Below are 21,320 nucleotides of genomic sequence, written 5' to 3'. Positions count from 1 at the left end.
AGGAGTGGTGACCGGCAGCACGCTCGTCGGAGCGCTCGTGGTGGGTCTGGCCGTCGGCGGGCTGGGACGCCTCGTTCTGCCGGGGCGCAAGGCCGTCCCGGTGTGGCTGACACTCGCGCTCGGCGTGGCGTCCGCGCTGCTCGGCGCGATCGTGGTCGGCCTGGTGGACCACCGCACCGACGGATCGCCGGTGCTGCCGCTGGTGGTGCAGACCGGCTTCGCCGCCGTGGCGGTCGTGCTGGCGGTGGTCGCCGCGGGCCGGCCGGAGCCGGAGGGCCAGACGCCGCCCGGTGCGGGCGGCGGCCGGCGGAAGGAGGAGGTGTGACTGTCGTACCCGCTGACCACCTGATGATGCTCATCTGCGACGGCTGCGGCGACAGCGTCACCGGCACCGGCGCCACGCTGCCCGACGCCGAGGTGGTGTGGACGCTCGTGTTCGAGCACGACTGGGTCGGCTCTCCGTTCGCGTCCGGCCCCCACCACTGTCCCCGGTGCAGCACCCGGGCGGTCATCGCCGACGACGGCCTGGGCATGGACGATCTGGAACAGGTCGCCGGCACCCCGGCGGCGCACGACGTCGACCCGGCCACCGCGGTCCGCCGCGCCCTCGCCGAGCGCTCCCACCGCGACGACATGGAGCTGGTCGACCTGTCCGGCCTGGAGGTGATCGACTCCGCCGGGCTCAGCCTGCTGGTGCGCGCGCACCAGGACGCGCGGCGCGACGGACGGCAACTGTGTCTGCTGTCGCCGTCGCGGTTCGTGCTCACCGTGCTGCACACCATGCGGCTCGACGGCGTCTTCACCGTCGTCGACGGCCGCGCCCCGGCGCCGGGCCCCGCAACCCGGCGACCGGTCCTGACCGAACAGAAGGAGCCCTCCCCGTGGTGATGCCCTGGCCGTACCCCGAGTTCCCGTACACCGGCGGCGGACCGGAGCCCGACGACGCGGACACCCGGCTCGCGTCGCTCGTCGCGCAGCGGCTCAGCGCCGACTGGACCACCCGCCGGCAGCAGATCACCGTGACCGTGCAGAACCGGGTGGTCATCCTCGCCGGCCTGGTGGCCGACCCGGAGACCCGCCTGGTCGCCGCCGAGCTGGCCTGGGACGTGCCGGGTGTGTTCGACGTCTGCAACGCGCTGCGGCTCTACGGCGGGCGGCGCGGCGGCCGCTGAGCCGCAGTTGTTGCACGCATCGGCGTCCACCTCTACGCTCGGTCTGGGAGCGCTCCCCCCAGGCCGCCGCGTCGGGCTTTCCGGGCAGGTTCACGACGGGCACCGTCCGATCACCATCCAGCGATGGGACCTTCCCGCATGTTCTCGATTCCCCGCCCGTCCCGGCGGCACCTGCTCGCCGGCGGCGCGGTCGGCGCGCTCGCCCTGGCGGCGGTGGCCGTCCTGCCCTCGCCGAACGCGATGGCGGCGACCGGCTGCGCCGTCACCTACACCACCAACTCCTGGCCCGGCGGCTTCACCGCGAACGTGGCGGTGCGCAACCTCGGCGATCCGGTGAGCAACTGGACGCTGGGCTTCACCTTCCCCGACGGCGGCCAGCGCCTGGTGCAGGGCTGGTCGGCCACCTGGCAGCAGAGCGGCTCGGCGGTCACCGCGCGCAGCCTGGACTACAACGGCACGCTCGGCACCGGCGCGAGCACCACGATCGGCTTCAACGGCTCATGGACCGGGTCGAACCCGAACCCCACGTCGTTCACTCTCAACGGCACGGTCTGCACCGGCGGCACGAGCACCCCGCCGCCCGCGACCACGCCGCCGCCGACCACTCCCCCGCCCGCCACCCCGCCACCCACCACCCCGCCGCCGACCGGCACCACGCCGGTGGCGATCAACGGCCAGCTCCAGGTGTGCGGCGTCAACCTCTGCAACCAGTACGGGCGGCCGATCCAGCTGCGCGGTATGAGCACGCACGGGTTGCAGTGGTTCGCCAACTGTTACACCGACGCCTCACTGGACGTGCTGGCGAACGAGTGGCGCTCCGACCTGCTGCGCGTCTCGATGTACGTGCAGGAGCAGGGCTACGAGACCAACCCGGCCGGCTTCACCGCCCAGGTGAACACGCTCGTGGACAAGGCCGAGGCGCGGGGCATGTACGCGCTGATCGACTTCCACACGCTGACCCCCGGCGACCCGATGTACAACCTGGACCGGGCCAAGACGTTCTTCGCCACCGTGTCGGCGCGCAACGCGGCGAAGAAGAACGTGATCTACGAGATCACCAACGAACCCAACGGGGTGAGCTGGTCGACCATCCGCACCTACGCCGAGCAGGTCATCCCGGTGATCCGGGCCAACGACCCGGACGCGGTGGTCATCGTCGGCACCCGCGGATGGTCCTCGCTGGGTGTGTCCGACGGCAGTAACTCCGACGAGATCGTGAACAACCCGGTGCGGGCGCAGAACATCATGTACACGTTCCACTTCTACGCCGCGTCGCACAAGGACAACTACCGCAACGAGGTGCAGCGGGCGGCGAGCCGGTTGCCGCTGTTCGTCACCGAGTTCGGCACCGTCACCTACACCGGTGACGGCGCCGTCGACACCGCGAGCAGCAACGCCTGGCTCGACCTGCTCGACCGGCTGAAGATCAGCTACGCGAACTGGACGTTCTCCGACGCCCCCGAGGGCTCGGCGGCGCTGCGGCCGGGCACCTGCGCGTCCGGCGCGTTCGGCGGGACGTCGGTGCTCACCGAGTCCGGCGCGTACATGCGCGACCGGATCCGTACCGCCGACGACTTCCCCACCTCCTGACCGGGCGGCCGGCGGCGATCCTTTCCCCTTCGGGTCGCCGCCGGTCAGCCCTCCACCAGCCCGGCCCGGCGCCACAGCACCAGGCCCGGCCCGGCGACCAGACCCAGGTCGGTCAGGTGGTCGGCGATCCGCTGCGCGGACCAGCGCAGCGTGGCCCGCCAGTGCGGGTTCGTACGCGCCGCGGCCCGCCCGGCCGCCGGATCGATCCCGACCGCCGCGTACGCCCGCGGGTGGACCAGGCGTCGCGTGATCGAGTACGCGGCCCGGCCGATCACCAGCCGCGCGTACGCGAGCGCCACCGGCCCGGCGGCCTCGACCTGGCGGGTCAGCTCGTCGCGGGCGAAGCGGACGTGCCGGGCCTCCTCCACCACGTGGATGCGCGACACCATCCGGATCAGCGGCTGCAACGACTCGTCGGCCATGATCTCGCGCTGGAACGAGTCGAGGATCTCCTCGGCGATCAGGATGGCCGCGTACATCTGCGGGCCGGTCGCGGTGGACTTGAGCCATCGCCCGAGCAGGTGGTCGAACGGCTCGGCGCGGTAGACCGGCGCACCGGTGGCCTCGATGAGCCGGCCGAACATGACGGAGTGCCGGCACTCGTCGGCGACCTCGGTGAGGGCGTACTGGGCGTGCCGGCTGGTCGGGTCCGCGTCGTAGTACTGCCGGATCAGCATCTGCATGAGGATCGTCTCGAACCAGATCCCGGCGGCGGCGGCGCTGGCGACCTCGTGCTTGGTCAGCTCGACCCGCTGGTCCTCGGTCAGTCCGTCCCACAGGGACGTGCCGTAGAGGCTGCTGCGCGTCGGCGGCATCCAGTACGCGCCGGGCACCGGTGGCGCCGACCAGTCGATGTCGACCATCGGGTCGTAGCTGGTGCGCACCGAGGCGGAGAGCAGGCGGTCGGCGACCGCCTCGCGCGGGAATCCGGCCATGACCCCTCCATATTGACGTAACTTCGAGTAACTGTTACGAGTGGTAGCATGCGACGGACCACCACTGATGTCAATGGCCCCGACGCCCCCCGGGAGCCGGCCGCACCCCGCTCCGGCGGGCGGCGCGACCGCTGGGCCGACCACCGTGAACAGCGGCGGCAGGAACTGATCGCGGCGGCCGTGCAGGCGCTGCTGCAGCACGGCCCGAGCGTCGACATGGACCAGGTCGCCGCCACCGCCGGGGTCAGCAAACCGGTGCTCTACCGCTACTTCGCCGACAAGGCACAGCTCTGGCTGGCGGTCAGCGAGGTGGTCGCGGCGCGCGTGGTCGCCGCCATCGCCCCCGCCGTGGAGCAGGTACGCGAGGAGCGCGCGCTGGTCGAGGCGACCATCGACGCGTACCTGAGCGTGGTCGAGTACGAGCCGTCGCTCTACCGGTTCCTCGTGCACGAGTCCGGGCATCCCGGCATCCAGCAGGTGGTGACGGGCACCAGCCGACAGGTCGCGACCGGGCTGGCCCGGGTCATCGGCGACCGGCTGCGCGCGCTCGGCCTCGACGCCGGCCCGGCCGAGCCGTGGGCGTACGGGCTGGTCGGGTTCGTGCAGGCGGTCGGCGACTGGTGGACCACGCACGGGCAGCCGATTCACCGGGCCGCGCTCACCGAATACCTGACCACGCTGCTGTGGAGCGGCATCGAGGGGGTCCGCCGGGGCGCGGACCTGCCACCGGAGCTGACCCGCGCGCACGAACGGATCGACAGGTGACCTGGGAGGGTACGGCCCGGATCGCCGGCACCACGGTGCGGCTGCACGGCGGCGGGCGGTTCGAGCCGGTCGACGGCCGCTACCACTGGGCCGGGCGGGTCGAGCCGGAACCGCGCCTGGTCCGGCTGCTGCGCTCCGGCCGCCGCGACGTGGAGGTCCGGATCGGCGAACGGGTCACCCGGGCCCGGCTGGCCGAGGTGGACCCGTGGGGCGGCATCCGCATCACCGGCGTCGGCACGCCACCCTGGCCGCCGGACGACGAGTGATCCGCGCCGTACCGTGAAGGGATGACGTCTCCCGCCACCGTGCTGCTGGTCTTCGGCCGTGGGGTGGTGGCCGGCGACGACGGCTACCGGCTCACCGCGGAGAGCGTCGCGCGCACCGAGGCCGCGGTGGCCTACGTCCGCGCGCACGCCGAGGCGTTCCGCCGCGCGCCGGACGCCCGGGTGGTGTTCACCGGCGGCTGGCCGCACGGCCCGGCCGGCGCGCCCGGCCCGCCCGCCGGCTACCGGGAGGCGGAGCTGATGCGGGCGCTGGCGCGCGAGGCCGGGCTCGACGCGTACGCCCGGTCGGCGGCCGAGACCCGCTCCCGCACCACGCTGCAGAACCTGGCGCACACCGTCCAGGACGGGCTGTTGGGCGCGGCGGAGTTCACCGCGCGGCACCCGCTCGGGCTGGTCTCCCACCCGTGGCACCTGCCCCGCGTCCGGATGCTCGCCGCGCGCGTGCTCGGCCTGTCCGGTCCGGCGCTGGCCGACGTGCCGGTGACCGCGCCCGACCCGGTGCCCGTCCGGCGGGAGCGGGCCGCCCGGGCGTTCAGCCGGATCGGCTTCCTCGGTGTGCGTACCCCGGAGGCGTCGCTGCGCCGCGAGCGCGCGCTGACCCGCGCGGCCGAGCGGATCGGACGCCTCACGCCCCGGCGGTGATTCACCGCCGCGCGCCCGGGGTACGAGCGTCCTCGATCGACCCGGCGGGCCTTGCCGGCGGGCGAGTCCACCCGGGAGGTTCCGTGATCGTGCTCGTGCCCGTGTACCGACCGGGTGACCGGCTGCCGCCGCTGGTCGGCGACCTGCGGGGCGCCCTGCCCGGGGCGGACGTGCTCGTCGTCGACGACGGCAGCGGCCCGGCCGCCGCCGGAGTGCTGGACGCGGCCCGCGCCCGGGGCGCGACCGTGCTGCGCCGCCGGGTCAACCGGGGCAAGGGCGTGGTGCTGCGCACCGGCTTCCGGTACGCCTCGACGCACCACCCGGGACGCGACGTGGTCTGTGTGGACGCCGACGGCCAGCACGGTGTGCCCGACGTGTGCGCCGTGGCGGACCGGATGCGCGCCACCGGAGCGCCGACGCTCGGCGTCCGCGAGTTCGACGGTGAGGTCCCGGCGCGCAGCCGGTTCGGCAACGCGGCGACCCGGGTGGCGTTCCGCCTGGCGACCGGCCGGGACGTGCGCGACACCCAGACCGGGCTGCGCGCCTACCCGGCCGCGCTGCTCGGCTGGCTCACCACGATCCCCGGTGACCGCTTCGAGTACGAGATGACGGCGCTGCTGCGGCTGGTCCGCGCCGGGCTGCCGGTCGAGCAGGTGGAGATCGCCACCCGCTACCACGGCGACAACTCGGGTTCGCACTTCTCCGCGCTCGCCGACTCGGTACGGATCTACCGGCCGCTGGCCGCCTCCGCGCTCGCCCGCCTGGCCGGGCGCGCCGAGGTGGACGACGTGCCCGCCGCCACCGTCACGCCGTCGCGCCCCACACCTGCGTCTCGAACTTGCTGAGCCGGTCGCGCGGCGACGGCGGCCTCAGCCCTGCCGGGCCTTCTGCCGCCGGTCGGACTTGTTGAGGACGAACAGCTTGCCCCGGCGCCGGACCACTATCGAGTCGGCCTTGCGCTTGAGCGCGCGCAGGGAGCTTCGGACCTTCATATCCGCTCCTTCGGTTCCCGCCGGTGTCCGTCCGGCACGGGTACCCGCCGCCGGTGCGGTCATGCCCGGCCGCGCCCGCCCCGGTCGGGGCGGGCGCGGCCGGGACGCCGGCGCGACCCGCTCAGGAGGTGGTGCAGGTGCTGCCGTTGAGCGTGAACGAGGCGGGACTGCCGGTGTTGCCGGTGTGGGTGGCCTGGAAGCCGATGTCCACCGAGCCGCCCGGCGGGATCGACGCGTTGTAGGACACGTTGCGGGCGGTCACCGCGCCGCTGGACGGGCTGTACGTCGCGTTCCAGCCGCCGGTGATCGTCTGACCACCGGGCAGCGTGAACGCGAGGCTCCAGCCGTTGATGGCCGTGGTGGACGTGTTGGTGATCGTCACCGCCGTGGTCAGGCCGTTGTTCCAGGCGTTCACCACGTACCCGACCCGGCAGGCCCCCGACGGCGGCGGCGTGGTCGGCGGCGCCGTGGTGGGCGGGGGCGTGGTGGGCGGCGGCGTGGTGGGCGGCGCGGTGGTCGGCGGGGGCGTGGTCGGCGGCGCGGTGGTCGGCGGCGGCGTGGACGAGTCCAGGCCGAAGAAGCGGATGACCTGCGCCGCGTCGACCGGCAGGTTGTGCGTGACGCCCTGCATGCTGATCGCCTCGACGGTCGCGGTGCCGCCGGTGCCGCCGTAGCGGGTGCGGGTGTAGCCGGGCTGCGGACTGTCCGTGTACGCGGGCGTCTGGCTCAGCCCGTTCACGTTCGTCCACTGGTCGATCTGCTCGCCGAAGTTCGGGTAGCGCAGCGTCTCGTCGTTGGTGCCGTGCCAGATCTGCATCCGCGGACGCGGACCGGTGTAGCCGGGGTAGGCGTTGCGTACCAGGTCACCCCACTGCTGCGGGGTCTTCAGCACCTGGCCGTTGGCGCACTCGCTGTTCCACTCGGAGCCGTTGGTGGTGGCGAAGCATCCGAACGGCACACCGGCGAAGGCGGCACCGGCGCGGAACACGTCCGGGTAGTCGCCGAGCAGCACGTTCGTCATCATCGCGCCGGACGAGGTGCCGGTGACGAAGATCCGCTGCGACTCCACCGGGTAGCGCTGCCGTACGTAGTCCACCATCGACTTGATGCCCACCGGGTCGCTGCCGCCGTCGCGGCGCAGCGCCTGGGGCGAGGAGACGTCGAAGCACTTGCTGCTGCGGGTCACCGACGGGTAGACCACGATGTAGCCGTACCGGTCGGCGAGCGACGCGAACTGGGTGCCGGAGTACATGGCCGGACCGCTGCCGGTGCAGTAGTGGTTGACCACGAGCAGCCCGGGCCGGGCCGCCACGGTGTCCGGGACGTACAGGTACATGCGCAGGTTGCTCGGGTTGGCGCCGAAGTTCGTCACCTCGGTCAGCGCGGCGGCCGAGGCCGGCCCGGGGACGGCGAGCGCCGCTGCGACGGCGAGCCCGGCGGCGGCCAGCGCCGCGCCGAGCAGCCGGAGTCTGCTCATTCTGGACAGCATGCTGTTCTCCTCGGTGGTGGGAACGCCGCACGGGGCGGCGTCCTCGCCGGCGAGGCGCCTGCGACGGGCGGCCCGGACCCTCGGAGACGAGATAGACAGTCGCGGATCGATGCGACTCGAATCGGAGTCTAGGCTCCGCCCGGCGGGCCGACAACCACCGCGGCCACCCGGCGGACGCGGTCCGCGTGGGTGAGCACGTCCACGCTGTCCACGTACTGGTCCACCGCACCCACCGGCGGCCGGTCGCGCAGTTCCGGGTCGGTGATCGCGGCGCGCAGCGCCTCGACGAACCGGCCCGCGTGCAGCACCAGGAACGGCCGGCCGTGGAACGGCCGCGCGGCCGGATCCACCGGCGCCGCCAGCGTCGCGCCGTTCGTCCAGCCGGCGACCGTCTCCAGCGCCCGGACCAGGCCGGGCTGCCGGGCCGGCCAGTCGCCCGGGCCGAGCGCGGCGGCGAGCCCGTCCACCACCGGCGCCGCGCCCGGCAGCGCCGCGAACACCGTGCCGAGCCATTTCGCGTACGGGGGCCAGCGCCGGTGCAGCAGCAGGCCGAGGCGCATCAGATCCCGGGCCAGCCCGGCGACCACGACCCGGCTGCCCAGATCGTCGCCGACCTCGGCGCACCGGCCGGCCAGGTGCTCGGCCTGCGCGACCCGCTGCCATCCGGCGGCCAGCACGTGCCGCCACACGTCGTCCGGATACCAGGCGAGCCGGGCGCGAACGGCGGTGAGCGCGCCGTCGAGCCCGTCGTGGAACACCGCTCCCCCGGTCAGCTCGGCGAGCCGCTGCGTCGGCGTCGCCAGCCAGTCCGCCGTCGTCAGTCCGGCGCGCGGGTCGGCGCCGAGCCGCTCCCGCAGCCACCCGCCCAGCTCGTCCACCGGAACGCCGTGCCGGTCGCCGTCGGCGCGGGCCGTGCCGAGCCGCGCCTCCGGCCCGCTCGCGTAGCGGGTCGGCCAGCCGAGGAACCGCGCCGGCAACTCGGCGTCCAGCGCCGCCCGTACCGGCGCCACGTCGTGCGCGCTGCCCACGAAGACCTGGGTACGCGGACCCCAGTCGTGGTCGGTGGAGCGGGGCGTGTCGAGGCCGAGCAGCTCGGAGCCGCCGTCGAGCAGACCGGCGGAGTACGGCAGGCCGGGCAGCCGCCGCGCCAGCAGCGGACCCACCACCTCGTCGTGGAACCGGCGGGCCAGGGTCAGGCCGGGTACGAAGCTCACCCCGCCAGTCTGCTCATGCCATGCCCCGTGCGCCCCCAGGTTTTCCGGTCCGGCGGTCGCCTCCCCCATCCCGTCACAGGGCTGTGGAAGGCTTGTCGCCGTGGCACACCGACAGCCGATCCTTCTGATCGACTCCCCCAGCCTCTACTTCCGCGCCTACTTCGGGATCCCCGAGTCGGCCGCGAAGACCGGCGACGGCCAGCCCGTCAACGCCGTTCGCGGCTTCCTCGACATGCTCGCTCAGCTCGTGCGCACCCGCCGGCCCGACCGGATGATCTGCGCGCTCGACCACGACTGGCGGCCGGCGTGGCGGGTGGAGCTGCTGCCGTCGTACAAGGCGCACCGGGTCGCACCCGAGGGCGGCGAGGTCGTGCCGGACACGCTGTCACCGCAGGTGCCGATGATCCTGGAGGTGCTGGACGCGCTCGGCATCCCCGCTGTGGGCGCCGACGGCTACGAGGCCGACGACGTGCTCGGCACGCTCGCGGTGACCCAGCCGGGCCCGGTCGAGGTGGTCTCCGGCGACCGCGACCTGTTCCAGCTCGTCGACGACGCGCACCCGGTGCGTCTGCTCTACGTCGGCCGGGGCGTGGCCAAGCTGGACGACTGCGACGACGCGGCGGTCCGCACCCGTTACGGCGTGCCCGCCGACCGGTACGCCGACTTCGCGGCGCTGCGCGGCGACCCCAGCGACGGGTTGCCCGGCGTCGCCGGTGTCGGCGAGAAGACGGCCGCGCGGCTGATCGACCGCTACGGCGGGCTGGACGGCATCCTGGCCGCGCTCGACGACCCCCGTTCCGGTTTCGCGCCGGGGCTGCGGGCCAAGCTCGACGCCGCCCGCGACTACCTGGCCGTGGCGCCGAAGGTGGTCCGGGTCGCCACCGACGTGCCGCTGCCCCAGCTGGACCCGGCACTGCCGACGTCCCCCGCCGACCCGGACCGGCTGCTGGAGCTGGCGCAGCGCTGGAACCTGGCCGGCTCGTGCCGCCGCCTCGTCGACGCTCTGACCGGCGACCGATCGTGATCAGTTGATCACTAGGGGCGGTCTGTGCTCCGGCGGGTCGGGAACTGAGCGCCGGGCTGCGCCAGTGTCGAGCGGGCGCGCAGGCCGACCGGGTCCGGCGCGGGCTCGGCGGCCACGGTCTGCGGCCCGTCGTCGAGACGCGCGCTGACGTACGCGGCCCCGGCCCGGTCGTCGTCCGACGGCGCGGCGAGCAACGCGTAGACGAGCCCGACCACACCGAAGACCACCGCCAGCACGATCGGCACCAGCAGTCCGCTCACCTCGGTGCCGGAGGCCGGTCCGCGGCTCTCGTGCAGGTGCACCGACAGCGCGCTCATGCCGGTGAAGTGCATGCCGTTCACCGCGATGCCCATGACCAGTGCCGAGGCGGCGATGGCGAGCCCCCGCCGGACGGTCATCGCCAGCCAGAGCGCGACGGTGGCGGCCACGATCGCGATGACCACCGACAGCGTCACCCGCAGCGGGTCGTAGCCGAACGAGCCGTCCAGGCGCATCGCGGCCATGCCGGTGTAGTGCATGGCGGCCACCCCGGCGCCGGTGAAGAACCCGCCGGCGAGCAGCCGGGGCGCGGCCAGCCGGCCGGTGCCCACGATCGCCAGCCCGATGCCGACCGCCGCCACCGCGATCGCCGTGCTGGCGGCCGTCAGCGGCACGTCGTAGCGGATCCGGGTGCCGCCGACGGCGAAGCCGAGCATCGCCATGAAGTGCATGGCCCAGATCGCCGTGCCGCCGAGCGCCCAGGCGGCCAGCAGGCCCCACCAGGCGCGCTGGCCGGCGCTGGTGGCGGTCCGGATCCGCCCGGCGCAGACCAGGCCGAGCGCCGAGCCGAGCACCGACAACGCGTAGCTGAGCGCGGGTGTGATCCACCCGTACTCGAAGTGATTGATCTCGCCCACGACGCCCTTCCCTCACCCTCGGCTCAGCGCGACCCACGGCGCCCGGGGCAATGATGGGATAGGCCCTGACCAGGGCGTGCATCGGCCCCCCGACAATTCGCGGGGTGGCAGCACCGTGACGCAGCGGTGCGTCGATTCCCGGCGACCGGTGACCGAAAGTGACCCTATGCGGAGGCGTGGTAGGCCAGCACGCCCCGGTTGACCGCCGCGATCGCCTGCCGGGCGGTACCGCGCAGCTCGGCCGAGGCGCCACCCGAGTCGGCGACCTGGCCGAGCAGGTCGACCACCTGGCGCGCCCAGCGGACGAAGTCGCCCGCCGGCATCTCCCCGTCGATCTGGTGGCCGCTCGCAAGCACCTTCGCCAGCGCCTCGCCGCGCGCCCACCGGTAGATCGGCCAGGCGAAGCCGAGATCCGGCTCCCTTGTCACGGCCAGGCCGCGTGCCGCCTCGTCCGCCTCGATGTCGCCCCACAGCTTGAGCGTCTCGTCGACCGCGTCGGCCACCGCGCCGCGCGGCAGCGACGCCCGCTCGTCGACGTCCCGCCGGGCCTCGAAGACCACCACCGACACGGCGGCGGCCAGTTCGGCCGGGGACAGGCCGTCCCACACCCGGCGGCGCAGGCACTCGGCCACCAGCAGGTCGGCCTCGGTCCAGATCCGGGCCAGCATCCGCCCGGCGTCGGTGACCTCGCCGTCGGCGGTCAGGTAGCCGCGCGCGGTCAGCAACGCCACGATCCGGTCGAAGGTACGGGCCAGCGATCCGGTCCGCCCGGACACCCGCTCACGCAGCTCCTCGGTGTCGCGTTCCAGCCGGCGCCGCCGCTCCGCCCAGCGGGCGTGCTCCTCCCGGTCCGGGCAGGCGTGACACGGGTGGGCGCGCAGCTCGACGCGGAGCTGGCTGAGCCGGTGGTCCTCCCCCGCCGCCTGCCGGGACCGGCCGCCCCGCCGACCGCCGTGCCGGTCCAGGCCGGTGCCGCTGACCGCGGCGGCCAGGTCTCGCCGGGCCGCGGGCGAACGGTGGTTGAAGTGCTTCGGCACCCGGATCCGGGTGAGCACCTCGGCCGGGGTGGTGAAGTCACCGGGGGTGACCCGCCCGGCCCAGCGGTCCTGGGTGAGGACCAGCGGCCGGGGCTCGCCGAACCCGCCGGTGGCCGGGTCCAGCACCACCGCCAGTCCGGCCCGCCGCCCGGACGGCACCCGGATCACGTCACCGACCCGCAGCCGCTCCAGCGAGGCGACCGCCGCCGCCTTGCGCTGGGTCTGCCCCTGCCGCGCGATGGCGCGTTCCCGGTCGGCGATCGCCACCCGCAGCGCGAAGTACTCGTCGAAGTCGCCGTGGTGGCAGGCGGCCTCCGCGCCGTACGCCTCGATCGTCTCGGTGTTGCGCTGCACCTGCCGGGCCAGGCCGACCACCGACCGGTCGGCCTGGAACTGCGCGAACGAGGACTCCAGCAGTTCCCGGGCCGGTGCCGCGCCGACGCTGCCGACCAGGTTGACGGCCATGTTGTACGAGGGCCGGAAGCTGGAACGCAGCGGGTAGGTGCGGGTGGAGGCGAGCCCGGCCACGTGCCGGGGGTCGGTCTCCGGCGACCAGACCACCACCGCGTGGCCCTCCACGTCGATGCCCCGGCGGCCCGCCCGGCCGGTGAGCTGGGTGTACTCGCCGGGGGTGAGGTCGACGTGGGCCTCGCCGTTGAACTTCACCAGGCGTTCCAGCACCACGCAGCGGGCCGGCATGTTGATGCCCAGCGCGAGCGTCTCGGTGGCGAAGACGGCCTTGACCAGCCCGCGGACGAACAGCTCCTCGACGACCTCCTTGAAGGCGGGGAGCATGCCGGCGTGGTGGGCGGCCAGGCCGCGCTCCAGGCCGTCGAGCCACTCCCAGTAGCCGAGCACCGACAGGTCCTCGCCGGGGATGGCGGTGACCCGGGACTCCACCACCCGGCGGATCTCGGCGCGTTCGTCCGGGGAGGTCAGGCGCAGCCCGGCGGCGAGGCACTGCTGCACGGCGGCGTCGCAGCCGGCCCGGCTGAAGATGAACAGGATGGCCGGGAGCAGCCCTTCCCGGTCGAGCCGGTCGACGATGTCCGGGCGCATCGGGCCGCGCCAGCGGGGGCCGCGACGGCCACCGCCGGGGCCGGCGCTGCGGCCCTCGCCCAGCTCCAGCCGGCGCATCGTGTCCCGGGTGTAGCGCAGCAGCTCCGGGTGCACGTCGTGCTTGCGGGCCGCGTCGGCGTCGTGGAACAGGTCGAACATCCGCTTGCCGACGAGCATGTGCTGCCACAGCGGCACCGGACGGTGCTCGGAGACCACCACGGCGGTCTCGCCGCGCACGGTGACCAGCCAGTCCGCGAACTCCTCGGCGTTGGAGACGGTGGCCGACAGCGACACGAGCGTGACCGACTCGGGCAGGTGGATGATCACCTCTTCCCAGACCCCGCCGCGGAACCGGTCGGCCAGGTAGTGGACCTCGTCCATCACCACGTACGCCAGGCCCTCCAGGGTGGCCGACCCGGCGTAGAGCATGTTGCGCAGCACCTCGGTGGTCATCACCACCACCGGCGCGTCGCCGTTTATCGCGTTGTCGCCGGTGAGCAGGCCGACCTGCTCGGCGCCGTAGCGGTCCACCAGGTCGTGGTACTTCTGGTTGGACAGCGCCTTGATCGGCGTGGTGTAGAAGCACTTGCGCCGGGTCGCGGGCGCGTCGCCGCCGGGCCGGCCGCGCAGCGCCAGGTGCACCGCGAACTCACCCACCACGGTCTTGCCGGCGCCGGTGGGAGCGCAGACCAGCACGCCGCTGCCCCGCTCCAGCGCCTCGCACGCCTCGCGCTGGAAGTCGTCGAGATCGAACCCGAGATCCAGCGAGAATTCGTCCAGGGCCGGGAAGGCGGAGGCCTGCGCGGCCCGGCGGCGCGCCGCGGCGTACCGCTCGGCGGGGCTCGACATGGATCCAAGATTAATCGGTGCTGCCGAGGAGTACCGGTCAAGGCCATCCGGCAGGACGGTCGGAGCGGTCGGTAGGGTGCACGACGTGCCGGACCGTACCGAACTGCCCCACGTCTCGAGCGGCGCCGACGACGCCGTCCGCCCGGGCCCGTCCCGCCGGCCCGTGGAGGCGGTGCTCTTCGACTTCCACGGCACCCTCGCCCAGGTGGAGGAGCCGCTGGCCTGGGTGCTCGCCGCCGCGGCCGCCTGCGGCGTCGAACTGGACCGGATCCGGGCCACCTCGCTGGCCGACCGGCTGCTCACCGCCGGGCGTGCCGGTGGCCCGCTACCGGCGCGGGTGCCGCCCCGGCTGGCCGAGCTGTGGGCCGACCGGGATCTCTACCCGCACGCGCACCGGGGCGCGTACACCGGGCTGGCGGAGACCGTGGACACCGGCATCGACGGGTTCGCCGACGCGCTCTACGAGCGGGTGCTGGTCCCCGAGGGCTGGGTGCCGTACCCGGACACCGCCCCGGTGCTCGGTGCGCTGCGGTCGGCCGGGGTGAAGGTGGCGGTGGTCAGCAACATCGGTTTCGACCTGCGGCCGCTGTTCGCCGCCTGGGGCCTCGACGCGTTCGTCGACGCGTACGCGCTGTCGTACGAGGTGGGGCGCTGCAAGCCGGACCCGGGCATCTTCCTGCGGGCCTGCGGGATGCTCGGCGTCGACCCGGAGCGCACGCTCATGGTGGGCGACACGCCGGCCGACGCGGGCGCGGTGGCCGCAGGGTGCGGGGTGCTGGTGCTGCCCTGCGCCGACGCGGGCCGCCCGAACGGGCTCGGCGCGGTGCTCGACCTGGCCGGGGCCGCCTGAGCACACCCCAGCGGCGCGAACGCGTCGCGGCGCACCGGATACCGTCAGGGGCATGACCGGTGTCCACCCCTTGCCGCCGCGTGCGCCGGGACGGCTCGGCGGGGTCGCGCTGGTCCTCGGCGGGGCGCTGTCGGTGCAGTTCGGCTCCGCGCTGGCCGCACTGCTGTTCCCGCGTACCGGGGTGGCCGGGGCGGTGACGTTGCGGCTGACCATCGGCGCGCTGCTGATGCTCGTGGTGTGCCGCCCCCGGGTACGCGGGTACGGACGGCGCGACTGGGCGGCGGTGCTGGCGTTCGGGCTGGCCCTGGCCGGCATGAACTCGATCTTCTACCAGGCGATCGAGCGGATCCCGCTCGGCCCGGCCGTCACCCTGGAGGTGCTCGGGCCGCTGGCGCTGTCGGTGATCGCCGCCCGCCGGGTGGCCGCCTGGTGCTGGGCCGCGCTGGCACTGGCCGGTGTGGTCCTGCTCGGTCAGGGCGGGTTCGACCGGCTCGACCCGGCCGGCGCCGCGCTGGCGCTGACGGCGGGCGCCATGTGGGCCGCGTACATCGTCTGCTCGGCGCGGATCGGCGCGCGGTTCCCCGGCGCGGACGGGCTGGCCCTCGCGCTGACCGTCGCGGCGCTGCTGACGCTGCCGTTCGGGCTTGCGGACGGCGGCGGCCGGCTGGCCGACCCGATGGTGCTGGGGCTCGGTACCGGGCTGGCGCTGCTCGCCTCGGTGCTGCCGTACAGCCTGGAGCTGGCCGCGTTGCGGCGGCTGCCGACCGCGACGTTCGCGGTGATGATGAGTCTCGGTCCGGCGATCGCCGCGGTGGCCGGTTGGCTGGTGCTCGGCCAGGCGCTGCGCCCGGTCGAGGTGCTCGCCATCGCGCTCGTGGTCGCCGCGAGCGCGGGCGCGGTCCGCGCCGCCGCGCCGTCGCCCTCGCCCGCGCCGCCTTCTCCGGCGCCGCCGGCCGTTCCCGGCCCGCCGTCTGCGGCGGACCCGGCGGGGGTCAGCGCAGCAGCCGCAGCGCCGCCGGCGCGGCGGTGACTGTCACCGGCAGGTCGAGGGAACGTTCCCCGTCGGCGTACGTGGTGATGCCCTCGGCGGCCAGCTCCACCGTCCGCGCCCGGTAGACGCGCGCCAGCGGGTGCGTGACGTGGGTGCCCCGGTAGATCTGCGGCTTGACCCGCATCAGCGTGCGCCTGTCGAACCGGCCGCCCACCACCACGTCCAGCAGGCCGTCGTGCGGGTCGGCGTCCGGACAGATCCGCATGCCGCCGCCGTAGCTGGCCGTGTTCCCCACCGCCACGAGCACCGCGTCGACCTCCTGCGCCACCCCGTCGAGCACCAGCCGGTAGCGGCGCGGCCGCAGCCGGGCCAGCTCCACCACGATCGCCATGTCGTACCGGCGCGGGCCGCGCGGCCAGCGCATCCGGTTGGCGCGTTCGTTGACGATCGCGTCGAAGCCGGCCGCGAGCACCGCGCCGAACCAGCGGTCGGCCTCGCCGGGCCGGGACAGCCGCGCCAGGTCCACCGGCCGGGAGCGGCCGGCGGCGAGCGCCGCGGTGATCACCTCGACGGCGGCCGTCGGGTCGGCCGGGAAGCCGGTGTCCACCGCGAAGTCGTTGCCGGTGCCCGCCGGGACCGGCCCGAACGGCACATCGGTGCCGGCGACCGCCTGCAACGCGCGGTGCATGGTGCCGTCGCCGCCCACCGCGACGAGCGCCCCGGCGCCGCCGGCGACCGCGGCGTGGCACGCCACCTCCGCCTCCTCGGGGGTACGCGCGCGCAGCAACTCGACCGGGCGGCCCGCTGCGGCGAGGCGCCCCAGGATCCCGGGCAGCAGGCCGCGGTGCCGCCCCCGGCCCGCTGTCCGGTTGGCGAGCACGGCGACGGGGCCGGGCGGGACATGATCGTGCGCGGTCACGGCGAGCACCGTACGGCACAGCTCGCGCCGCCCACCAGAGCCAGGTCACACGGCGGGTGGGCGGTACACGCCGACGGCGCCCGGCAGGGGGTGCCGGGCGCCGTGGCGGGGGTGGTTCAGGGGAGGTCGATCGGGCGCAGCACCCGGTCCACCGCGTGCGCGATCTGCTTGTTGCCCTTGTTGATGTCGTACCGCACCACCTTCGCGTTGCGGTCGCTGGTGTCGGCGTCGACCAGGCGCACCTCGCGGCCGTACCAGCAGCGCTTCACGTCCACCTCGACGGTGGCGCCGAGCGCGGTGGTCAGGTCCGCGCCGTCGGCCTTCAGCGCCGCCTTCCGGTCGATCGTCGCGCCGGGCACGACGTGGTAGAGCAGGACGTCCTCCACGGTGTCCACGCCCAGGCCGGCGACCGCGTCGAACGCGGCCTTCTCACCGGGCAGCTTCTTCGCGGCGGTGATGTCCCGCACCAGCTCGCGGAACGCGTAGTCGTTCGGCACGAACGCGGTCAGCGCGACGGTGCCGTCGGTGAGCACCTTCACCGGCGAGTCCGGCTTGGCCTGCAGCACCGTCAGGACCGCCTTGGTGAGGACGTCGAAGTCCCGCGAGTTGCGGTCGAAGCCGCTCTTGTCGGCGGTGAGCACGGCGGCCAGCGACCGCGTACCCGGCTGCTTGGCGCCGGCCTGGGCGGGCACGGCGACGGCGGTGGTGGCCACCGCCGCCGCGGTGGCGCCCACGGCCAGCCGGGCGGCGAGACGAGCGATGTTCATCGGGGAGCCTTTCGTCGAAGCGACCAGGTCCGTGACTGTCGTCACGACCATTGCTTCGCCCCGACCCTCCCCGGTGGATGCACCCGGATCGACGGTTTTCGCGGCCGCCTCAGCGCACCACCAGCCGCTTGCTCACCGACTGCACGCCGTCGCCCTTGACCTTCAGCGACCAGTCCCCCGCCGCGCCCAGTGTCACCACCGTCTCGGCCGTGCCGTTGGCCTCGGCCTTCATCTCGGCGACCCGCTTGCCGTCGGGGTTGAGCACGTACAGCGTCCGGGCCCCGGCGGTCTTGTTCGTCACCTTGAACGCGAGCTTCTCGCCGGGCTCCGCGATCAGGGCGTCCACACCGGTCATCGCGTCGTCCGTCAGCTCGATCGTCACCGACCGGTCGTAGGCCACCTCGGCCGCGGCGCTGGCCAGGTTGCCGTCGTCGGACACGATGATCTTCGTGCGCACGCCGTCGCCCTGCCGGCCGGGCTTGCAGGCCACCTCGTACGTGCCGGTCTGCAGCGACGCGCGCAGGTCGCCGGTGCGGCCCGCCGGCACGTCCGCGACCTCGGCGATCACCTTGGTGAAGGCGTCGCCCTCCCGGCCGTAGACGTATACCCCGGTGGCCTGCTGGCCCCGGTTGGTCACGGTGAAGGTGACGGTGCCGGGGGTGAACAGCGTGGTGGTGACCTCGCAACTGGTGTCGGTGGCGGTCACCGGCACCTGCTGGCCTTTCGGCGCGGGCTCGTCGTCACCGCAGGCGGTGAGCGCGGTGGCCGCGCAGAGGACGGTCAGGACGGCGGCGGTACGGCTCTTCATCGGGTTCTCCGGAGCGCAGGTCAGACGGGCTGACCGGAACGGGGCGCCGACGCACCCCGGCACACCGCCCGGGGGGCTCGGCGGAGTCAGCAGAGTCTAAGCGGGTACGGCGTCCCGGCAAGGCCCGAGGGCGACCGAAGTCCGGCCCCGGCCGGCGGTGGTCCGCGCGCGGGGCATGATGGCGGCATGCGGCTGGTCTCCCTGCTCCCCTCCGCCACCGAGATCGTGTACGCGCTCGGCCTCGGTGACGACCTGGTCGGCGTCACATTCGAGTGCGAGGTGCCCGCGTCGTACCGGTCGGGCACCACTGTGGTCGTCGGCGGCCGGGACACCCGGGGCATGAGTCCCGGCGACATCGACGCGTACGTCCAGGCGCAGGTGGCGGCCGGTGCCGACCTCTACACGCTGCACTCCGGTGCGCTGGCCGGGCTGGACCCGGACCTGATCCTCACCCAGGACCTGTGCCGCGTCTGCGCGCTGCCCTCGGGCCGGGTCGCCGACGCCGTGGAGCACCTGGGGTGCCGGGCGGACGTGCTGTCGCTGGACCCGTACACCCTGGACGACGTGCTGGAGTCGATCCGCGCGGTCGGCGCGGCGGCCCGGGTGCCGGACCGCGCGGAGGCCCTCGTCGACGGCCTGCGGGCCCGGCTCGCGGCGGTCCGCGCGGCGGTGGCGGGCCGGCCCCGGCCACGGGTCGCGGTGGTCGAATGGGTCGACCCGCCGTTCGGCGCCGGGCACTGGATCCCCGACCTGGTCGACGTCGCCGGCGGCGAGCCGGTCGCCACCCATCGCGGCGCCCGGTCCGTGCCGACAACCTGGGCGGCGCTGCGGGCCGCCCGTCCGGAGGTGGTGCTGGTGGCGCCGTGCGGGTTCCGTCTCGACGGCGCGGCCGAGCAGGCCGCCGCGGTGGCCGGGCAGTTCCCGGACGCGCAGGTGTGGGCGCTGGACGCGGACGGGCTGATCGTGCGCGCCGGCCCCCGCCTGGTCGACGGCGCCGAGACCGTAGCCGCCATCCTGCACCCCGACACCGTCCCCCCACCCCACCCCACAGCAGCCCGCCGCCTCACCTGACCCGCCCCGCCCCGCCCCGCCGATCTTGCAGTTTCGGCCCAGACAAAGGGTGTATATCGGGCACTGGGCGGGCACAAAGTCCAAGATCGACGTGGGATGGGGTGGGGCGTGCCGGGAAGGCTCGGAGGGGCTGCCGTGGGAACGCGGACGCCGTCCCCGTGAGGTGGGGACGGCGTCCGGCGGTGAGCGAGGCCGGTCAGGTCATGTCGTCGTAGCGGCGCTCGATCGGCTTGGGGGCGACGATCGGCTCGGGTGCGCCGATCGGCTCGGACGCCTCGATCCGGCCACCGGTGGGCACCGGCTCGTCCGACAGGTCCAGCGGTGACACCTCGTCGTCGGCGATGCCGGCGTAGGCCTCACGGCCACGGCCGCGCCGCCTGTCGTTGAGGAACGCCACCCCCACCGCGGCGAAGTAGAGCGCACAGAGGCATATCGCCAGCGCGGTCATGCCGAACGGGTCGGGTGTCGGCGTGACCACCGCGGCGAACGCGAAGAACACGAACACCGCCACCCGCCACCAGCTCAGCAGCCGCTTCGCGCTGGCCAGGCCGACGAAGTTGAGCATCAGCACGATCAGCGGGAACTCGAACGCCACCCCGAACAGCAGGATCAGGTTCGTGACGAACGATATGTAGCGGGTCACCTCGAGGTTGGTCGCGATGTCGTCGCCGGAGACGTCGAGCAGGAACTCGAGCCCCTTGGTGGTGACGAAGAACGCCAGCACCGCGCCGGCCGCGAACAGCGGGGCCGCCAGGGCGGTGAAGACGTACGCGTACCGCCGCTCGTGCCGGTGCAGGCCGGGCGCGATGAACGCCCAGAGCTGGTAGAGCCAGATCGGCGCGGCGATGATCAGGCCCACCCAGAGGCCGATCTTGAGGTTCAGCAGGAAGACGTCGGCGACGCCGAGCTGCACGAACTTGCACTTGCCGGTCGCCGGGTCGAACGACTGCGGCAGGTCGCAGTAGGGCTTCGACAGCAACACCCGGACCGGCTCGGCCAGCCAGATGCCGAAGCCGAAGCCGACCAGGATCGCCAGCGACGCCCGGAACAGCCGGTTACGCAGCTCACGGATGTGCTCGATGAGCGTCATCGAGCCGTCGGCGGCCCGCGCGAAGTTGCTCGGGCCGCGCTTCTTCAACCCGAAGGCCACGGTGTTTGAGGCCCTCTCGGATCAGTTCTCGCGGACGCGCTGCACCGGGTCGGCCGGCGGGGCCACGGGCTGCTGCGGCTGCGGCGCGTACGGCTGCTGCGTGTACTGCTGCTGGGCGTACGGCTGCCCCTGCACGGGCTGCTGCGGCTGAAGCGGCTGGTAGCCGGCCTGCGCGTCGGCCTTCTCGGCGAGATCGCGGTCGTCGTCGTGCAGGCTCTTGGTCTCAGCCTTGATGATCCGCAGCGAGCGGCCCAGCGAGCGGGCCGCGTCGGGGAGCCGCTTCGCGCCGAACAGCAGGATCAGCACGACCACGAGTACGGCGATGTGCCACGGCTTGAGGGCACCCATGGGAAGCTCCAGTCGCTCTGTGTCGGTGAGGGGTGGGTCGTCGCCCATCGTACGTGTGTCGCAGCGGCTTGCCACCCCCGCGGGCCTGCCGGTGCGGGCCCGATCGGTGAAGTTTCGACCAACCCGAAGTGTCCCGTCAACCGTCCAGGTCCGCGCATTCCTGCGCGTAACCACCCGGGAACGCGCAGACGACGCTCACCGGGCCGACAGCCGTCGATCAGTCGCCCCGCTTGGCCTTGATCAACGTGATCCGCTCCTGCGCGAGCGCCGCCCGCTCCTGGAGCGACTCGGCCCGCGCCTGCAACTGCTCGGCGGCCGACCGCAGCGACTCCGCCTCGCCCGCCCGGCGCTGCAACGCCAGCGCGGAACGGCGCAGCCCGGGCAGGCGGCTCACCACCGGACGGATCGCCAGGGCCAGTACGACCAGCGCGAACACCACGACCCCGAGCACGATCCACTTCACCACGG

Annotated in this window: 24 protein-coding genes; 12 read left to right on the top strand and 12 right to left on the bottom strand. The window is 74.1% G+C overall.

Features of this window, described 5'->3' with window-relative positions; genetic code table 11:
- Positions 1-7: 7 nt before the first annotated feature.
- The 4 genes from O7546_RS13350 (at position 8) to O7546_RS13335 (ending at position 2,762) form a co-directional block, all read left to right on the top strand.
- Positions 8-325: a hypothetical protein gene (locus O7546_RS13350; RefSeq protein WP_194801563.1), complete on the top strand. Its 318-nt coding sequence runs from the start codon at positions 8-10 to the stop codon at positions 323-325.
- Entirely contained in the window at positions 322-888 is a 567-nt protein-coding gene (locus O7546_RS13345) for an STAS domain-containing protein (protein ID WP_194801564.1), read from the top strand. The genes O7546_RS13350 and O7546_RS13345 overlap by 4 nt, the downstream gene beginning before the upstream one ends.
- A complete protein-coding gene (locus tag O7546_RS13340; protein ID WP_176739676.1) occupies positions 888-1,172 on the top strand; it encodes a BON domain-containing protein in 285 nt (94 codons plus the stop codon). The genes O7546_RS13345 and O7546_RS13340 overlap by 1 nt, the downstream gene beginning before the upstream one ends.
- 138 nt (positions 1,173-1,310) lie before the next feature.
- Entirely contained in the window at positions 1,311-2,762 is a 1,452-nt protein-coding gene (locus tag O7546_RS13335) for a cellulase family glycosylhydrolase (protein WP_281601156.1), read from the top strand.
- A 44-nt stretch (positions 2,763-2,806) separates the two neighbouring features.
- Here the strand turns inward: O7546_RS13335 and O7546_RS13330 are convergent, their stop codons facing one another.
- Entirely contained in the window at positions 2,807-3,697 is an 891-nt protein-coding gene (locus O7546_RS13330) for a diiron oxygenase (protein WP_194801565.1), read from the bottom strand.
- Positions 3,698-3,745: 48 nt separating this feature from the next.
- Between O7546_RS13330 and O7546_RS13325 the strand changes: the two genes are divergently transcribed.
- From O7546_RS13325 to O7546_RS13310, 4 genes are all read left to right on the top strand, one after another.
- Entirely contained in the window at positions 3,746-4,462 is a 717-nt protein-coding gene (locus O7546_RS13325; RefSeq protein WP_135239979.1) for a TetR family transcriptional regulator, read from the top strand.
- Entirely contained in the window at positions 4,459-4,728 is a 270-nt protein-coding gene (locus O7546_RS13320) for a DUF4873 domain-containing protein (protein WP_194801566.1), read from the top strand. Before O7546_RS13325 ends, O7546_RS13320 begins: the two co-directional genes overlap by 4 nt.
- A 21-nt stretch (positions 4,729-4,749) precedes the next feature.
- Positions 4,750-5,388, top strand: a complete 639-nt coding sequence (locus O7546_RS13315; protein ID WP_194801567.1) for a YdcF family protein — start codon at positions 4,750-4,752, stop codon at positions 5,386-5,388.
- A gap of 89 nt (positions 5,389-5,477) precedes the next feature.
- Positions 5,478-6,233 (top strand): glycosyltransferase family 2 protein, encoded by a 756-nt coding sequence (locus O7546_RS13310; RefSeq protein ID WP_269696881.1) that lies wholly within the window; start codon positions 5,478-5,480, stop codon positions 6,231-6,233.
- Positions 6,234-6,257: 24 nt separating this feature from the next.
- On the opposite strand, the gene O7546_RS13305 is transcribed toward O7546_RS13310, so the two are convergent.
- The 3 genes from O7546_RS13305 to O7546_RS13295 all read right to left on the bottom strand — a co-directional run bounded on the left by O7546_RS13305 (position 6,258) and on the right by O7546_RS13295 (position 9,083).
- A complete protein-coding gene (locus O7546_RS13305; RefSeq protein WP_043324353.1) occupies positions 6,258-6,380 on the bottom strand; it encodes a ribosomal protein bL36 in 123 nt (40 codons plus the stop codon).
- Between the two features lie 121 nt (positions 6,381-6,501).
- A complete protein-coding gene (locus O7546_RS13300) occupies positions 6,502-7,869 on the bottom strand; it encodes a PHB depolymerase family esterase (protein ID WP_269696880.1) in 1,368 nt (455 codons plus the stop codon).
- A 128-nt stretch (positions 7,870-7,997) separates the two neighbouring features.
- On the bottom strand, positions 7,998-9,083 hold the full coding sequence (locus O7546_RS13295) for a DUF4037 domain-containing protein (RefSeq protein ID WP_281600980.1): 1,086 nt from the start codon (positions 9,081-9,083) through the stop codon (positions 7,998-8,000).
- A 100-nt stretch (positions 9,084-9,183) separates the two neighbouring features.
- On the opposite strand from O7546_RS13295, the gene O7546_RS13290 reads away from it, so the two are divergent.
- Positions 9,184-10,107, top strand: a complete 924-nt coding sequence (locus tag O7546_RS13290; RefSeq protein WP_194801571.1) for a 5'-3' exonuclease — start codon at positions 9,184-9,186, stop codon at positions 10,105-10,107.
- Between the two features lie 11 nt (positions 10,108-10,118).
- Here the strand turns inward: O7546_RS13290 and O7546_RS13285 are convergent, their stop codons facing one another.
- Together O7546_RS13285 and O7546_RS13280 are read right to left on the bottom strand one after the other, a co-directional pair.
- On the bottom strand, positions 10,119-11,003 hold the full coding sequence (locus O7546_RS13285; protein ID WP_281600979.1) for an MHYT domain-containing protein: 885 nt from the start codon (positions 11,001-11,003) through the stop codon (positions 10,119-10,121).
- 164 nt (positions 11,004-11,167) lie between these two features.
- Positions 11,168-13,948 (bottom strand): DEAD/DEAH box helicase, encoded by a 2,781-nt coding sequence (locus O7546_RS13280; RefSeq protein WP_281600978.1) that lies wholly within the window; start codon positions 13,946-13,948, stop codon positions 11,168-11,170.
- A gap of 103 nt (positions 13,949-14,051) precedes the next feature.
- On the opposite strand from O7546_RS13280, the gene O7546_RS13275 reads away from it, so the two are divergent.
- Both O7546_RS13275 and O7546_RS13270 read left to right on the top strand, forming a co-directional pair.
- Complete coding sequence (locus tag O7546_RS13275; RefSeq protein WP_228532411.1) at positions 14,052-14,798, top strand: HAD-IA family hydrolase; 747 nt, start codon at positions 14,052-14,054, stop codon at positions 14,796-14,798.
- A gap of 52 nt (positions 14,799-14,850) precedes the next feature.
- Complete coding sequence (locus O7546_RS13270) at positions 14,851-15,828, top strand: EamA family transporter (protein ID WP_281600977.1); 978 nt, start codon at positions 14,851-14,853, stop codon at positions 15,826-15,828.
- Here O7546_RS13270 and O7546_RS13265 read toward each other — a convergent pair.
- The 3 genes from O7546_RS13265 to O7546_RS13255 form a co-directional block, all read right to left on the bottom strand.
- Positions 15,791-16,717 (bottom strand): diacylglycerol kinase family protein, encoded by a 927-nt coding sequence (locus O7546_RS13265; RefSeq protein WP_194801576.1) that lies wholly within the window; start codon positions 16,715-16,717, stop codon positions 15,791-15,793. The two genes, O7546_RS13270 and O7546_RS13265, sit on opposite strands and share 38 nt — an antisense overlap.
- A 107-nt stretch (positions 16,718-16,824) precedes the next feature.
- The gene (locus O7546_RS13260; RefSeq protein ID WP_187694154.1) at positions 16,825-17,475 is read right to left on the bottom strand and encodes a fasciclin domain-containing protein; all 651 of its coding nucleotides are present in this window, start codon (positions 17,473-17,475) and stop codon (positions 16,825-16,827) included.
- 109 nt (positions 17,476-17,584) lie between these two features.
- Complete coding sequence (locus O7546_RS13255; protein WP_194801577.1) at positions 17,585-18,283, bottom strand: hypothetical protein; 699 nt, start codon at positions 18,281-18,283, stop codon at positions 17,585-17,587.
- A gap of 186 nt (positions 18,284-18,469) precedes the next feature.
- On the opposite strand from O7546_RS13255, the gene O7546_RS13250 reads away from it, so the two are divergent.
- Entirely contained in the window at positions 18,470-19,354 is an 885-nt protein-coding gene (locus tag O7546_RS13250) for an ABC transporter substrate-binding protein (protein WP_281600976.1), read from the top strand.
- A gap of 196 nt (positions 19,355-19,550) precedes the next feature.
- On the opposite strand, the gene tatC is transcribed toward O7546_RS13250, so the two are convergent.
- The 3 genes from tatC to O7546_RS13235 all read right to left on the bottom strand — a co-directional run bounded on the left by tatC (position 19,551) and on the right by O7546_RS13235 (position 21,318).
- The gene (gene tatC, locus O7546_RS13245) at positions 19,551-20,504 is read right to left on the bottom strand and encodes a twin-arginine translocase subunit TatC (RefSeq protein ID WP_194801579.1); all 954 of its coding nucleotides are present in this window, start codon (positions 20,502-20,504) and stop codon (positions 19,551-19,553) included.
- A 21-nt stretch (positions 20,505-20,525) separates the two neighbouring features.
- The gene (tatA, locus tag O7546_RS13240; RefSeq protein WP_194801580.1) at positions 20,526-20,852 is read right to left on the bottom strand and encodes a Sec-independent protein translocase subunit TatA; all 327 of its coding nucleotides are present in this window, start codon (positions 20,850-20,852) and stop codon (positions 20,526-20,528) included.
- A 217-nt stretch (positions 20,853-21,069) separates the two neighbouring features.
- On the bottom strand, positions 21,070-21,318 hold the full coding sequence (locus O7546_RS13235; protein ID WP_194801581.1) for a hypothetical protein: 249 nt from the start codon (positions 21,316-21,318) through the stop codon (positions 21,070-21,072).
- Positions 21,319-21,320: the final 2 nt, after the last annotated feature.

The sequence above is a fragment of the Micromonospora sp. WMMA1976 genome (assembly GCF_027497335.1).
Lineage (GTDB): Bacteria > Actinomycetota > Actinomycetes > Mycobacteriales > Micromonosporaceae > Micromonospora > Micromonospora aurantiaca.
This window is presented reverse-complemented; position numbering and strand designations above follow the sequence as displayed.

Excerpts from the sequence above, each read along its gene's own strand:
- O7546_RS13300 (WP_269696880.1), bottom strand. The coding sequence starts at position 7,869 with ATGCTGTCCAGAATGAGCAGACTCCGGCTGCTCGGCGCGGCGCTGGCC.
- O7546_RS13315 (WP_194801567.1), top strand. The coding sequence starts at position 4,750 with ATGACGTCTCCCGCCACCGTGCTGCTGGTCTTCGGCCGTGGGGTGGTG.
- O7546_RS13305 (WP_043324353.1), bottom strand. The coding sequence starts at position 6,380 with ATGAAGGTCCGAAGCTCCCTGCGCGCGCTCAAGCGCAAGGCCGACTCG.
- O7546_RS13260 (WP_187694154.1), bottom strand. The coding sequence starts at position 17,475 with ATGAACATCGCTCGTCTCGCCGCCCGGCTGGCCGTGGGCGCCACCGCG.
- O7546_RS13340 (WP_176739676.1), top strand. The coding sequence starts at position 888 with ATGCCCTGGCCGTACCCCGAGTTCCCGTACACCGGCGGCGGACCGGAG.
- O7546_RS13250 (WP_281600976.1), top strand. The coding sequence starts at position 18,470 with ATGCGGCTGGTCTCCCTGCTCCCCTCCGCCACCGAGATCGTGTACGCG.
- O7546_RS13280 (WP_281600978.1), bottom strand. The coding sequence starts at position 13,948 with ATGTCGAGCCCCGCCGAGCGGTACGCCGCGGCGCGCCGCCGGGCCGCG.
- O7546_RS13325 (WP_135239979.1), top strand. The coding sequence starts at position 3,746 with ATGCGACGGACCACCACTGATGTCAATGGCCCCGACGCCCCCCGGGAG.
- O7546_RS13330 (WP_194801565.1), bottom strand. The coding sequence starts at position 3,697 with ATGGCCGGATTCCCGCGCGAGGCGGTCGCCGACCGCCTGCTCTCCGCC.
- O7546_RS13255 (WP_194801577.1), bottom strand. The coding sequence starts at position 18,283 with ATGAAGAGCCGTACCGCCGCCGTCCTGACCGTCCTCTGCGCGGCCACC.
- O7546_RS13270 (WP_281600977.1), top strand. The coding sequence starts at position 14,851 with ATGACCGGTGTCCACCCCTTGCCGCCGCGTGCGCCGGGACGGCTCGGC.
- tatA (WP_194801580.1), bottom strand. The coding sequence starts at position 20,852 with ATGGGTGCCCTCAAGCCGTGGCACATCGCCGTACTCGTGGTCGTGCTG.
- O7546_RS13335 (WP_281601156.1), top strand. The coding sequence starts at position 1,311 with ATGTTCTCGATTCCCCGCCCGTCCCGGCGGCACCTGCTCGCCGGCGGC.